We start from the raw sequence: 12,229 nt of genomic DNA on the forward strand, positions 1-12,229 counted from the left end.
CTCACAACTCCTTCGCCAGCTTGTGAATGAAGTCGATGGCACGCTCGGGACCGAGCGCCACCGCTTCCAGCCTACGGAAGAGTGCTCGATAGTGGTCCAGTTGGGCCTCGGCATTGACGAAGACAGTTCCGTTCGGTGCATCACGTACGACGGTGTCCAGCTTGGGTACGGAGCCCCCCGCGTACACCATGGCGCTCCCGGCCCCCGCGAAGTCCTCCACATCGAACGGGATGACCCGCACGGTGACGTGATCGGCGTCGGCGAGATCCAGGATGCGCATGAGTTGAGCCCTCATAGCGGCACGGCCGCCCACCCTGATCCGCAGGGCGGCTTCATGAATCACGACCTCGTACGGGATCGGGGCGGAACCTTCGATGATGCCCCTGCGCCGCATCCGGTGCTCGACCCTGCGCTCGACCTCGATCTCCGAGGACTGGTGCTTCACATAGGAGAAGAGGGCGCGGGCGTAGTCCTCAGTCTGGAGGAGCCCTGGGACATGCAGGAAATCCACGTCCCAGCGGAATTCGGCATAGTGCTCCAACTCCGAGAGGTCGAGGAAGGAGTGAGGCAGCAAGCCCCGGTACTCCTCCCACCAGCCACGCGCGCGATCCGTCGCCATCGCCACCAGCGCCGACACCAACTCCTGGTCCGGGCAGGCGTAATGGGCGGCAAGCCGCCGCAGCCTCTCTTCGCTCACGCCGGCGATGCCCGACTCGATCTGGCTCATCTGGACGGAGTTGACCCCGAGCAGACTCGCCGCCTCGGTCGCCTTGAGCCCAGCGGCGTCCCGCAACTTACGCAGCTCCGCCCCCAGCCGCTCCTGGCGCGCTGTCGGCTGTCGTCTGGGAGGCACGGCTTTCCCTTCACCTCGCTGGCGACCCGTTCGGGGTCAGATTACGCGACGGACTTGCTGAGTAATAAATCTATGCCATACCGTGCGGCTCGTGCTCACCCTGCACGGGCTGATCCGGCTCGTCGATGTCGCCGAGCTGCTCGCCGCCGAGCTGGTGGCCAATGCCGTACTGCACACCAAGGGACCCGCCGCCCTGCGGGTCCGCTGGTCGGCGGGCGGGGTGCTGCGGATCGGCGCCTGGGACGCCGACCCCTCGCCACCGGAGCACCCGGCGGCCGTCGCGGCGTACGGCGAGGGCGGACGGGGGCTGACCCTCGTACAGGCGTGCGCCGACGCGTGGGGGTGGCAGCCGCTGGCCCGGGACGGCGACCGGGGGAAGGTCGTGTGGTGCGAGCTGGGGCGTACGGCGTAAGAACTCCGACGCACTCGCCGACGGCTGCCTCGCCGCCCTACGGGAGTGACCGCCGGATGTGCGCGTCCGCGAAAGCTGCGATACGATCATCATGCGCTGGTCGACGGAGCAACTCCCGCACACCGGTGATGCGTTGGTCGTCTAAGGAAAGACGCCCCACTTCCTGTGGGGAAATGCAGGTGCAAGGCCTGCCCGGCGCTCCAGAGGAGAGAACCCCGGTACCGCTCGGTACCGGGGTTCTTCCGTGTCAGCCCAGCTTCGCGGCCTGGGCCTCGATGAGGGCCGTGGGGTGCTCGTAGGCCTCGCCCCGGGTGGCCGCGGCGATGTTGAAGGACGAGAAGCCCGCGAGGGTGGAGCCCTGGCGGAACACCGTCACCTTCGTCTCGACCGGCTCGCCGTCCACCTTCTCCTTCACCGTCCAGGCGACGGTGTCCTCGCCCGCCGTCACCTTGTCGGCGATGACCCCGGTGACCTGCGACTTGTCGTCGCCGTCCGTCAGGGCGAAGCCCTTGGCGCAGCTCTCCCCGGCGGCGCGGATCGCGTCGAGGGCCTTGGCCGCGCCGTCACCGTCGTAGGACCAGAGGGAGGTCATCGTCTTGGTGATGTCCAGGGAGTCGAGGGTCGCGTCCTCGGCCTCCTTCTCGGACATCTTCGCCAGCTCCTCCATCGACGGCATGCCCTTCTTCGCCGCCTCGGACTCCAGGGTGACCAGCCGCTGGATGCTCGCCGCGGGCTCGTCCACGGGCAGCGCCCGCAGCACCGAGGCGACCGGCTGGCACTCCGCCGTGCCGGCCTTGACCGTGCCGAGGTCGGCCACGTCGTCCTCGCTCGGCTCCTCGGCCGTCTCGCCCTTCAGGTCGGCCGTGGCGACGACGGCCTTCTCCAGCTCGGCCGCGGTCAGCGCCTTCGCGGCGGCAGCGGAGGAAGAAGCGGCGGCTGCGCTCTCCTTCCGCTCCGCGTGCGCCGCGTCGTCGTCACCGCCGCCGCACGCGGTGGCCAGCAGGGCGAGGGTGACCGCCGAGGCGGACAGGACGGTACGGCGTACAGCAGTGGCTCGCATGATGTTCTTTCTCGTTGCACGTGTCGATCGCGAGCAAGACCGTCATGAACCGTTCAAGGTTGTACGGGAGGTCGTACGGAAGGTGGCGCGGAGGTGAATGTGCGCTTCCCCGAAAGCTGCGATACGATCATCATGCGCTGGTCGACGGAGCAACTCCCGCACCCCGGCGATGCGTTGGTCGTCTAAGGAAAGACGCCCCACTTCCTGTGGGGAAATGCAGGTGCAAGGCCTGCCCGGCGCTCCGAAGAGAAGGGCCCCGGTACCGATCAGGTACCGGGGCCCTTCTCGCGTACGCGGGTCTACACCTGCACCAGCGGCTCCCGCGTGAACAGCGCGCCCAGCTCCGGCGCGTTCACCCGGCGGTCCGCCAGCCGCAGGCCCTCCCAGACGGTGACCTGGTTGGCGGTGAGAACCGGCTTGCCCAGCTCCTTCTCCAGGGCCGGGATGTGCGCGGCCGTGTGCAGGGCCGTGTCGGGGAGCAGGACCGCCTCCGCGTCCGGCTGGTCGGCCGCGCGGGCCAGCGCCAGCACGTCCGCCTCGCCCCAGGTGCCGACCTCGGCGGCCGTGACGATCCCCGAGCTGCGCACGGCGACGACCTCAAGGCCGGCCGCGGTCAGGAACTCCGCGAAGAGCCGGGCCACATCCTCCGGGTAGGTCGCGCCGACCGCGACCCGCCGCACCCCCAGCTCCCGCACCGCGTGGGCGAAGGCGAACGACGTCGAGGAGGCGGGGAGGCCCGCCGCCGTCGCCAGGGCGCGGACCTGCTCCTGCGCGCCGTCCCAGCCGTGCACGAAGCCGCCGCTGGTGCAGGCCCACACCACGGCCTCGGCGCCGGAGAGCCGCAGCTGCTCCACGCCCGCCGCGAGCCGCGCGGGCGCGCCCATCTCCAGCAGGGCGTCCACCCGGTGCGCGTCCTCGCCGATGTCGGTGTGCACCAGGTCCACCCGGATGTCGCTGCCCAGGAGCTGCTCGATGCGTGGGTAGTCGTCCTCGCCGGAGTGGCCCGGGTACAGGAATCCCAGTGCTGTCATGTCCACCCTTCCTGCTGCTGTTCCTCGTCCGGCACGAACCGCGCCGCGGGATCGACCAGTGCCTGGTACGGCCCCACGGCACGGGTACCCAATCGGCGCAGCGCCGCCCACATCGTCACTTGGTTGGCCGAGATCACCGGAATCCGCAGCTCGGCCTCCAGTTGCGGGATGACGTCGTAGGTGGCCAGGTTCGTGCAGGAGATGAAGAGCGCGTCGGCCGCGCCGGGCCGCCGGACCGCCTGGCGGGCCATGGCCGCCACGTCCCGGTAGGGGACCTTCCAGATGTGCCGGGTCAGACCCATGTAGGCGCAGCCGGTGACCGAGACGCCCGCCTCGGCGACGTACTCCTCCAGGGAGCGGGTGACGGACACGGTGTACGGGGTCACCAGCGCCACCCGGCGTGCGCCGAGGGAGGCCAGTGCCTCCAGGAGCGCGCCCGAGGTGGTGACGGACGGGGTGGCGCCGGCGCGGGTCATCGCCGCGCACATCGCGCGTTCGCCGGGGACGCCCCCGACGAAGCTGCCGGAGGCGCAGGCGTAGGCGACGACGTCGGGGGTGATGGCGTTCAGGGTCCGGGTGGCCTCTTGCAGGGTCTCGTGCTCACTGACGAGGCGGGCCAGGTCGAGACTGACCTCGACGGGCACGTACGGGGTCCGCGTCATGTGCAGCGAGACCTCGTCCGGTACCCAGCGCCACAGCTCGCGGTCGAGTGCGAAGTCGAAGGGAGCGACGACACCGACCCCGCGCTGCGGGGCCGGTCCGCCGAGAAGAGATCCGCCGAGAAAAGAGATGTCCATGCACGCACCGGCCTCACACCGAGGGACCTCCTCACACTGAGCGAGGAGAGGGCAACGCACCGTACGCACGGCCGTGTTGACGAAGGTAGGTTCCGGTGCGAGCGTGGTCAATCCGCCCGCGTCACCAGCAGGTCAACAGCTGGTTAATCCCCCGATGCACCGGAGAAGCACCTGCGTATGACCACACCCGTGACCCCTGCCGTGCCCGCTCCCGGCGCCCTCCCCCGGCTCCTCGTCCTCGACGCGGCGCCCCGGCCCCGGCTCGGGCGGCTGATCGGACGCGCGGAGGTCTCCTACGCGGATGCCGCGACGCTCGCGGACCGGCTGCCGGACGCCGACGTGCTGCTCGTGTGGGACTTCCACTCGGACGCCGTGCGCCGCGCCTGGCCCGGCGAGGGGCCCCGGCCGCGCTGGGTGCACACGGCGAGCGCGGGCGTCGACCACCTGCTCGGCCCCGAACTCGCCGCGTCCGACACGGTGGTGACCAACGCGCGCGGGGTGTTCGACGAGCCGATCGCCGAGTACGTCGCCGCCCTGGTCCTGGCGCTGGCCAAGGACCTGCCGAGGACGCTGGAGCTGCAACGCGAGCGGACCTGGCGGCACCGGGAGACACGGCGGGTGGCCGGCGGCCGGGCGGTCGTCGTCGGTACCGGGCCGATCGGCCGGGCCATCGCGCGCACCCTGAAGGCGCTCGGCGTCACCACCGCGCTGGTCGGCCGCGCCGCACGCTCCGGCGTGCACGGCCCGGAGGATCTCGACCGGCTGCTCTCACGCGCCGACTGGGTGGTGGCGGCGGCGCCGCTGACGGAGGCCACCCGTGGCATGTTCGACGCGCGGCGGTTCGGGGTGATGCAGCCCTCCGCCCACTTCGTGAACGTCGGCCGGGGTCCGCTGGTCGTCGAGGAGGCGCTCGCCGCCACGCTCAGGGCACGCGGCATCGCGGGCGCCGCCCTCGACGTCGTCGCGCACGAACCGCTGACCGCGGACAGTCCGCTCTGGGACCTGCCCGGTCTGATCGTCTCGCCGCACATGAGCGGTGACACGGTGGGCTGGCGGGACGAACTGGGCGCTCAGTTCGTCGAGTTGTTCGAGCGCTGGTCGGCGGGCGATCCGCTGCCGAACGTGGTCGACAAGACCCGGGGGTATGTACCGGGTCACTGATCGTCACCGATCTCATCGATCTCGCCGATCTCGCCGGGAGGGCGCATGACCGACCCCGACCTCACCCGACTGACCGCCGTCCGGCTCCTGGACGGCTACCGCGCGGGCGCGTTCAGCCCCGTGGAGGCGGTCCGCGCCGTACTGGAGCGGGCGGAGCGGATCCAGCCGGAGGTGAACGCGTTCGTCCGGTTCACCGCCGAGGAGGCGCTGTCGCGGGCGCGGGAGTCGGAGGCGCGGTGGCTGCGCGGGGAGCCGCGCGGCCGGCTCGACGGGGTGCCGGTGACGGTGAAGGACATCCTGCTGATGCGCGGCCACCCGACGCTGCGCGGTTCGCTGACCGTCTCCGAGCGGGGCTCGTGGGACGAGGACGCGCCCTCGGTGGCGCGGCTGCGCGAGCACGGCGCCGTCTTCGTCGGCAAGACGACGACACCCGAGTTCGGCTGGAAGGGCGTGACCGACTCGCCGCTGTCGGGCGTGACCCGCAATCCGTACGACCCCTCCCGGACCGCGGGCGGGTCCAGCGGCGGCGCGGCGGCGGCCGTGGCGATGGGCGCGGGACCGCTCGCGCTGGGCACGGACGGCGGCGGCAGCGTGCGCATCCCGGCCTCCTTCTGCGGGATCTTCGGGCTGAAACCGACGTACGGCAGGGTGCCGCTGTATCCGGCGAGCGCGTACGGGACGCTGGCGCACGTGGGGCCGATGACCCGGGACGCGGCGGACGCGGCGCTGATGCTGGACGTGATCGGGGTGCCGGACGCCCGGGACTGGTCGGGGCTCGGCCCGCCGCCGGTGACGTACAGCGAGGTGCTCGGCAAGGGGGTGCGGGGGCTGCGGGTGGCGTACTCCCCCGCGCTCGGCGGGCAGGTGGCGGTGCGGCCGGACGTGGCGGCGGCGGTCCGCGCGGCGGTGGCGCTCCTGGCGGGGCTGGGCGCCTACGTCACGGAGACCGACCCGGACTTCACCGACCCGGTGGACGCCTTCCAGACGCTGTGGTTCAGCGGGGCGGCGCGGGTCGTGGAGCACCTCGGGCCGCACCGGCGGGAGCTGCTGGACCCGGGGCTGCGGGAGATCTGCGGCCGGGGCGCGCGGTACTCGGCCCTCGACTACCTGGCCGCGGTGGACGTGCGGATGGAACTGGGCCGGCGGATGGGCCGCTTCCACGAGGCGTACGACCTGCTGCTGACGCCGACGGTGCCGGTGACGGCGTTCGAGGCGGGGAGCGAGGCGCCCAAGGGGTCGGGGCACCGGCGGTGGACGGGGTGGACGCCGTTCACCTATCCGTTCAACCTGACCCAGCAGCCGGCCGCCACGGTCCCGGTGGGCCGGGACGGCGACGGCCTGCCGGTCGGGCTGCAGATCGTGGCCGCCCGGCACCGCGACGACCTGGTGCTGCGCGCCGCACACGCGCTGTACGAGGCGGGCGCCGCCACCAAGGGCTCACCCGGTCCGCCCGGTCCGCCCGGTCTGCCCGGTCCGCACGGTCTGCCTGGTACGCCCGGTCCGCCCGGTCCGCCCGGTCTCACGCCCGGCGGAAGCTGAGCGTCTCTCCCTCCGCCCCGGTGCGCCACAGGTCGTTGCACGCCTCGGCCATGGCGTCCAGGCCCTCGGTCACCTGGCCCCAGACGATGCCCGGCACCCAGCCGACGTCGCCGTTGAGCAGCAGGTTGTTCCGCTCGTAGAAGAGGGCCAGGTCGACCAGGGTGGTGCCCGCGTCGACCCGGCGGTCGTAGCCGTACGCCTTGGTGCCCAGCTCGGCACCCGCGAAGGCGAAATAGCACAGATCGCCCGGAATGGGCGTCACGGTCGGATTCTCCAGCGGTGGCTCGGATGGAGCGAAGGGCGGGAACAGGGCATAGATCTCGTTCCGTGCGTACTTGGCGTGGTAGACGTCGCCGGCCAGGGGAAGCGCGTCCCAGACGGCCGCGCAGGTGATCGGGGCCCGGTCGTCGAGCAGGCGGGCGGTGCACTGGATCCCGCGCTTGACCAGCGAGACCTCGATGAAGCGATCAGTCATGCCCTCCATGGCAGTGGCCGCCGCCACCACGGTCAAGAGGGCCTCGCCGCGCGAGAGAGGCCGGAACTGGCCCGCATAACTTGTTCGACTTCGGGTAGCTGCGCGCCCATGGCTCCACCACACAGAACCCCGCTACGGGGACGATTCGACCGTAAGTCCGGGATATCCGGGCCCACTCGCCGGTCGCTGCTCGCGGGGGTCGCGGCGCTCGGCGCGGTCGGTGCCGTCGGATGCTCGCGGGTCGCCACCGCCTCGGACTCCGAGGGCGGCGACCTGCTCGACCGGCTCCGGGCGCAGGGAGTGGCGCGGCTCGGCATCGCCGGGGAGATCCCCTTCGGGTACATCGACACGGACGGTGAGCTGACCGGCGAGGCGCCGGAGCTGGCGAAGGTCATCTTCAAGCGGCTCGGCGTGGACAAGGTCCAGCCGGTGCCGACCGAGTTCGGCTCACTCATCCCGGGGCTGGCCTCGCAGCAGTTCGACGTCGTCGCGGCCGGGATGTACATCAACCCCGACCGCTGCGCGCAGGTCATCTTCTCCGACCCCGACTACCAGATGCTCGACTCCTTCATCGTCCGCAAGGGCAACCCGCTGGGGCTGAAGAGCTACGAGGACGTCGTCGAGAAGAAGGCCAAGTTCGCCACCGGCACCGGTTACGCGGAGATCGCCTACGCGGTGGAGGCCGGGTACAAGGAGGGCGACATCCTCATCGTCCCCGACCAGGTGGCCGGCCTGAACGCCGTCGAGGCCGGGCGCGTGGACGTCTTCGCGGGGACCGCGCTGACCACCCGCGAGGTGGTGAAGAAGTCCTCCAAGGCGGAGGTGACCGAGGCGTTCAAGCCGATCGTCGACGGCGAACCGCACGTCGACGGCGGCGGTTTCTGCTTCCGGCCCACCGAGACCAACCTGCGCGACGCCTTCAACGAGGAGCTGCACAAGCTCAAGGACAGCGGTGAACTCCTCCGCATCCTCAAGCCCTTCGGCTTCACCGAGGACGAGATGACGGATCTGACCGCGAAGGAGCTCTGCGGCGGATGACCTCGGGACTGTGGGAACTGGTACTCAAGGGCGTCTGGGTCACGGTCCAGCTGCTCGTCTGCTCGGCGCTGCTGGCCACGGCCGTCTCCTTCGTGGTCGGCGTCGCGCGCACCCACCGGCTGTGGATCGTCCGCTTCCTGGCGGGCTTCTACACCGAGGTGTTCCGCGGGACCTCGGCGCTGGTGATGATCTTCTGGGTCTTCTTCGTGCTGCCCCCGGCCTTCGGCTGGCAGCTGGTCCCGCTGTGGGCGGGCACCCTCGCGCTCGGCCTCACCTACGGGGCGTACGGCTCGGAGATCGTGCGCGGCGGCCTCGGCGCCGTCGACCCGGCGCAGCAGGAGGGCGGCATCGCGCTCAGCTTCACGCCCTGGCAGCGGATGCGGCTGATCCTGCTGCCGCAGGCCGTGCCGGAGATGATCCCGCCCTTCTCCAACCTGCTGATCGAGTTGCTCAAGGGCACCGCCCTGGTCTCGATCATGGGCATGGGTGACCTGGCGTTCAGCGGCAACCTGGTGCGCCTCGCGCTCCAGGAGAGCGCGGAGATCTACACGTACATCCTGCTGATCTACTTCGTGATCGCGTTCCTGCTCACCCGGGTGATGCGCGGCCTGGAGAAGCAGCTGAAGGCCGGCCTGGGCAAGGCGCCCGCGCGCGGCGCCAAGGCGCCCGAGCCCGCGAGCGTAGGAGGTCTCCGGTGAACTGGGACTGGAACGCGGTGTCGGACTTCATGCCGCACTTCTGGGACGGACTGCTGGTCACCCTGCAGATCCTGGTCCTGGGCTCGGTGATCTCCTTCGTCCTGGGCCTCGTGTGGGCGCTGCTGATGCGGGTGGACTCCCGCTGGGTGACCTGGCCGGTCGGCGTGGTCACGGAGTTCGTCCGCAACACCCCGCTGCTGGTGCAGCTCTTCTTCCTCTTCTACGTGCTGCCCGAGTGGGGCGTGACCGCCTCGGCGATGACCACCGGTGTCATCGGCATCGGCCTGCACTACTCGACGTACACGATGCAGGTCTACCGGGCCGGCATCGAGGCGGTGCCCGTCGGCCAGTGGGAGGCCGCGACGGCGCTGAACCTGCCCCTGCGCAGGACCTGGACCGCGGTGATCCTGCCGCAGGCGGTCCGCCGGGTGGTGCCCGCCCTCGGCAACTACGTGATCTCCATGCTGAAGGACACCCCGATGCTGATGGCGATCACGGTGCTGGAGATGCTCGGCGAGGCGCGTCTGTTCTCGCAGGAGACCTTCCGCTTCACCGAACCCCTGACGGTGATCGGCATCGCCTTCATCGTCATCTCCTACCTGGCCTCCCTTGCCCTGCGAGCCCTGGAGCGACGCCTTGCCCACTGACACCCTCCCCCAGCCCGAGAAGAGTCCCGAGAAGCCGACGGGCGAGCTGATACGCCTTGAGGGGATCACCAAGCGGTTCGGGACCAACACCGTCCTCGACCACCTCGACTTCTCCGTCGACGCCGGCAAGCACGTCACGCTGATCGGTCCGTCCGGGTCCGGCAAGACGACGATCCTGCGGCTGCTGATGACGCTGCTCAAGCCCGACGAGGGCACCATCACCGTGGCCGGGCAGCAGCTCTTCCCGGCGCCGGAGAAGCAGGTCCGCGAGGTCCGCAAGAAGATCGGGATGGTGTTCCAGCAGTTCAACCTGTTCCCGAACATGTCGGTGCTGCGCAACATCATGGAGGCGCCGGTCACCGTCCTCGGCCTGTCCAAGGACGAGGCCGAGGCGCGCGCCCGGGAACTCCTCGACCTGGTGGGCCTCGCCGACAAGTGCGACGCCCGGCCCACCCAGCTCTCCGGCGGGCAGCAGCAGCGGGTGGCGATCGCCCGCGCGCTGGCGATGCGGCCGCAGGTGCTGCTCCTCGACGAGGTGACGTCCGCGCTCGACCCCGAGCTGGTCGCGGGCGTCCTCGACGTACTGCGGGACATCGCGCGCTCCACGGACATCACCATGCTCTGCGTGACCCACGAGATGAACTTCGCGCGGGACATCTCCGACCAGGTCCTGATGTTCGACCACGGCCGGGTCATCGAGGCCGGCTCCCCGGAGAAGATCTTCAGCGAGCCGGAGCACGACCGGACGAGGGAGTTCCTCAGCGCGGTGCTGTGACCCTCCCGTTCCGGCCTGTTCCGGACAGGCCCCGGCGTCGGCCGCCGGGGCCTGATCTCGTCCACGAGCACTTCTTTCCGGCCGTCCGGCCGCTATCGTGGAGGGGATTTCGCCATCCGGCCACGGCCACCGAGCGAGCGCAGGGGGAGACCACCGTGGCGCTGCAGCACCAGCCGACCGCGCCGCACCGCTCCGCCCAGGACGCCCTGCGCGTACTGGAGACGGTGGCGCGGCACTCCACCGGGATCACCGACACCGAACTGGCCCGCCGCACCGGCCTCGGCCGCACCCGCCTGACCGCCCTGCTGCGGATGCTGTGCCGCGAGTCCTACGTCGAGCAGACCGCCGACGGCGCCTACGTCACCGGTGTCACCCTCGCCAGGCTGGGATCGGCGCACGGCCGTGCCGAGGCGGTGCGGGACAGCGTCCAGCGCGCGCTCGACCGGCTGCGGGACGCGCTCGGCGCGGCCGTGTACATGAGCCGGTACGTCGACGGTGAGGTGCGCGTCACGCAGTACGCGGACGGCCCGCTCGCGCCCAAGGTCAACGAGTGGGTGGACTTCCGCTCCTCCGCGCACGCCACCGCGATCGGCAAGAGCCTGCTGACGCAGCTGGACACGGCCGGGCGGCGGGACCACCTCGCCCGGCACCGGATGGCCCGTCTCACGTCGCGGACCATCACCAGCGACCGGGTGCTGCTGTCGCGGCTGGAGGCGCAGGGGGCGGCGGGTCCCGTGCTGGATCTCCAGGAGTACGCGGTGGGGACGGTGTGTGCGGCGGTGCCGGTGTCCGCGGGGGCCGCGGTGGGGTGTCTGGCCCTGTCCTTGCCGGTGGAGGACGCGTACCGGTTGCGGCGGGCCGCGGAGTCCTTGAGCCGGGAGACGGCGCCGGTCGTGCTGTCCATGACCATCTGAGCCTGGTTCGGAGCACACCGGTGGACCAGGTATTATTTTCTCGCACGCGCCGCTAGCTCAGTTGGTTAGAGCAGCTGACTCTTAATCAGCGGGTCCGGGGTTCGAGTCCCTGGCGGCGCACCTCACGGAAGGGCTCCTCGCTTCGGGCGAGGAGCCCTTCCGCTTGCTCAGAAGGTGACGTCCGAGCACGCGTAGAACGCGTTGGCCGTGTCCGCGACCGTCCAGACCGCGACGATCACGTGGTGCCCGCTCAGCCCGGTCGGCAGCGCTCCGCTGTGGGAGAGCGTGGCCGGGGGCTGCTTCCCGCCGTAGGGCACGGTCAGGAAGGGCGTCAGGTTGAGGTCGGAGCGGGCCAGGTTGTGGTTCTGGTTCCAGCCCGCCTTGGTGACGTAGTACTTGAAGTCGCTGGTGGAGTGCATCGCGGTGAACTGCCAGCGGAAGGTGTAGTTCTGCCCGCCGGTGACCTTGGTGGTGGGCCAGGCGCCCCCGCCGGGGGTCTTCGGCGCGTCGAGCTGGGCGAACCGCGTGTTGTTCGCGGAACAGATCTGGCCGTCCGCCGCGCCGCTCGCCGGGAAGCCCTTCGGGCCCTCGACGCTCTGCGGCTCCCACTGGATCGAGCCGCAGTTGCTGACGGACCCGTTCTGGCAGAGCTTCTGCCGGCTGACGGGGAGATCGGTGTAGCCGTGGCCGCTGGCGCCACCGGAGGAGAGCACGAGGGCGCCGGTGGTCGCCAGACCCACGGCACCGGCATACATCTTGGCCTTTTTGCGCATACTGCCGCTCCTGAGACGTGGGGGACTAGCAGTGAGCCGTGCAGGTCTAGACCAAG

General features: G+C 70.8%; 13 protein-coding genes, 1 tRNA gene and 1 pseudogene. 9 read left to right on the top strand and 6 right to left on the bottom strand.

Translation table 11 applies throughout. The annotated features are described in order from the left end of the window. Window position 1: 1 nt before the first annotated feature. Window positions 2-853, bottom strand: a complete 852-nt coding sequence (locus UW392_RS50555; RefSeq protein ID WP_320782170.1) for a helix-turn-helix transcriptional regulator — start codon at window positions 851-853, stop codon at window positions 2-4. Window positions 854-932: 79 nt separating this feature from the next. On the opposite strand from UW392_RS50555, the pseudogene UW392_RS50560 reads away from it, so the two are divergent. Then, window positions 933-1,265: pseudogene (locus UW392_RS50560) on the top strand (ATP-binding protein); the annotation flags it as partial. 247 nt (window positions 1,266-1,512) lie between these two features. Here the strand turns inward: UW392_RS50560 and UW392_RS50565 are convergent. The 3 genes from UW392_RS50565 to UW392_RS50575 form a co-directional block, all read right to left on the bottom strand. Continuing rightward, window positions 1,513-2,325 carry a hypothetical protein gene (locus UW392_RS50565; protein WP_320782171.1) on the bottom strand — a complete coding sequence of 271 codons (813 nt, stop codon included), beginning with the start codon at window positions 2,323-2,325 and terminating at the stop codon, window positions 1,513-1,515. A gap of 299 nt (window positions 2,326-2,624) precedes the next feature. Next, entirely contained in the window at window positions 2,625-3,356 is a 732-nt protein-coding gene (locus tag UW392_RS50570) for a decarboxylase (RefSeq protein WP_320782172.1), read from the bottom strand. Beyond that, window positions 3,353-4,153, bottom strand: coding sequence for an aspartate/glutamate racemase family protein (locus tag UW392_RS50575; protein WP_320782173.1), 801 nt, complete (start codon window positions 4,151-4,153; stop codon window positions 3,353-3,355). The genes UW392_RS50570 and UW392_RS50575 overlap by 4 nt, the downstream gene beginning before the upstream one ends. 177 nt (window positions 4,154-4,330) lie before the next feature. Here UW392_RS50575 and UW392_RS50580 point away from each other — a divergent pair, with 177 nt between their 5' ends. Together UW392_RS50580 and UW392_RS50585 are read left to right on the top strand one after the other, a co-directional pair. Continuing rightward, a complete protein-coding gene (locus UW392_RS50580) occupies window positions 4,331-5,314 on the top strand; it encodes a D-2-hydroxyacid dehydrogenase (protein WP_320782174.1) in 984 nt (327 codons plus the stop codon). Between the two features lie 45 nt (window positions 5,315-5,359). Then, window positions 5,360-6,853, top strand: a complete 1,494-nt coding sequence (locus tag UW392_RS50585; protein ID WP_320782175.1) for an amidase — start codon at window positions 5,360-5,362, stop codon at window positions 6,851-6,853. Here the strand turns inward: UW392_RS50585 and UW392_RS50590 are convergent. Beyond that, window positions 6,834-7,328, bottom strand: coding sequence for a DUF3830 family protein (locus tag UW392_RS50590; protein WP_320782176.1), 495 nt, complete (start codon window positions 7,326-7,328; stop codon window positions 6,834-6,836). The two genes, UW392_RS50585 and UW392_RS50590, sit on opposite strands and share 20 nt — an antisense overlap. Window positions 7,329-7,436: 108 nt before the next feature. On the opposite strand from UW392_RS50590, the gene ehuB reads away from it, so the two are divergent. From ehuB to UW392_RS50620, 6 genes are all read left to right on the top strand, one after another. Next, a complete protein-coding gene (ehuB, locus tag UW392_RS50595; RefSeq protein WP_320782177.1) occupies window positions 7,437-8,366 on the top strand; it encodes an ectoine/hydroxyectoine ABC transporter substrate-binding protein EhuB in 930 nt (309 codons plus the stop codon). Further along, on the top strand, window positions 8,363-9,064 hold the full coding sequence (ehuC, locus tag UW392_RS50600; protein ID WP_320782178.1) for an ectoine/hydroxyectoine ABC transporter permease subunit EhuC: 702 nt from the start codon (window positions 8,363-8,365) through the stop codon (window positions 9,062-9,064). The genes ehuB and ehuC overlap by 4 nt, the downstream gene beginning before the upstream one ends. Next, entirely contained in the window at window positions 9,061-9,711 is a 651-nt protein-coding gene (gene ehuD, locus UW392_RS50605) for an ectoine/hydroxyectoine ABC transporter permease subunit EhuD (protein WP_320782179.1), read from the top strand. The genes ehuC and ehuD overlap by 4 nt, the downstream gene beginning before the upstream one ends. Further along, on the top strand, window positions 9,701-10,486 hold the full coding sequence (gene ehuA, locus UW392_RS50610; RefSeq protein ID WP_320782180.1) for an ectoine/hydroxyectoine ABC transporter ATP-binding protein EhuA: 786 nt from the start codon (window positions 9,701-9,703) through the stop codon (window positions 10,484-10,486). Before ehuD ends, ehuA begins: the two co-directional genes overlap by 11 nt. A 155-nt stretch (window positions 10,487-10,641) precedes the next feature. After that, on the top strand, window positions 10,642-11,400 hold the full coding sequence (locus tag UW392_RS50615; protein ID WP_320782181.1) for an IclR family transcriptional regulator: 759 nt from the start codon (window positions 10,642-10,644) through the stop codon (window positions 11,398-11,400). Window positions 11,401-11,446: 46 nt separating this feature from the next. Next, window positions 11,447-11,520: transfer RNA gene (locus tag UW392_RS50620), tRNA-Lys, on the top strand. Window positions 11,521-11,567: 47 nt separating this feature from the next. On the opposite strand, the gene UW392_RS50625 is transcribed toward UW392_RS50620, so the two are convergent. Beyond that, the gene (locus UW392_RS50625; protein ID WP_320782182.1) at window positions 11,568-12,173 is read right to left on the bottom strand and encodes a lytic polysaccharide monooxygenase; all 606 of its coding nucleotides are present in this window, start codon (window positions 12,171-12,173) and stop codon (window positions 11,568-11,570) included. Window positions 12,174-12,229: the final 56 nt, after the last annotated feature.

The sequence above is a fragment of the Streptomyces sp. CRN 30 genome (assembly GCF_034105845.1).

Excerpts from the sequence above, each read along its gene's own strand:
- UW392_RS50565 (WP_320782171.1), bottom strand. The coding sequence starts at position 2,325 with ATGCGAGCCACTGCTGTACGCCGTACCGTCCTGTCCGCCTCGGCGGTC.
- UW392_RS50570 (WP_320782172.1), bottom strand. The coding sequence starts at position 3,356 with ATGACAGCACTGGGATTCCTGTACCCGGGCCACTCCGGCGAGGACGAC.
- UW392_RS50575 (WP_320782173.1), bottom strand. The coding sequence starts at position 4,153 with ATGGACATCTCTTTTCTCGGCGGATCTCTTCTCGGCGGACCGGCCCCG.
- UW392_RS50580 (WP_320782174.1), top strand. The coding sequence starts at position 4,331 with ATGACCACACCCGTGACCCCTGCCGTGCCCGCTCCCGGCGCCCTCCCC.
- UW392_RS50585 (WP_320782175.1), top strand. The coding sequence starts at position 5,360 with ATGACCGACCCCGACCTCACCCGACTGACCGCCGTCCGGCTCCTGGAC.
- UW392_RS50590 (WP_320782176.1), bottom strand. The coding sequence starts at position 7,328 with ATGACTGATCGCTTCATCGAGGTCTCGCTGGTCAAGCGCGGGATCCAG.
- ehuB (WP_320782177.1), top strand. The coding sequence starts at position 7,437 with ATGGCTCCACCACACAGAACCCCGCTACGGGGACGATTCGACCGTAAG.
- ehuC (WP_320782178.1), top strand. The coding sequence starts at position 8,363 with ATGACCTCGGGACTGTGGGAACTGGTACTCAAGGGCGTCTGGGTCACG.
- UW392_RS50625 (WP_320782182.1), bottom strand. The coding sequence starts at position 12,173 with ATGCGCAAAAAGGCCAAGATGTATGCCGGTGCCGTGGGTCTGGCGACC.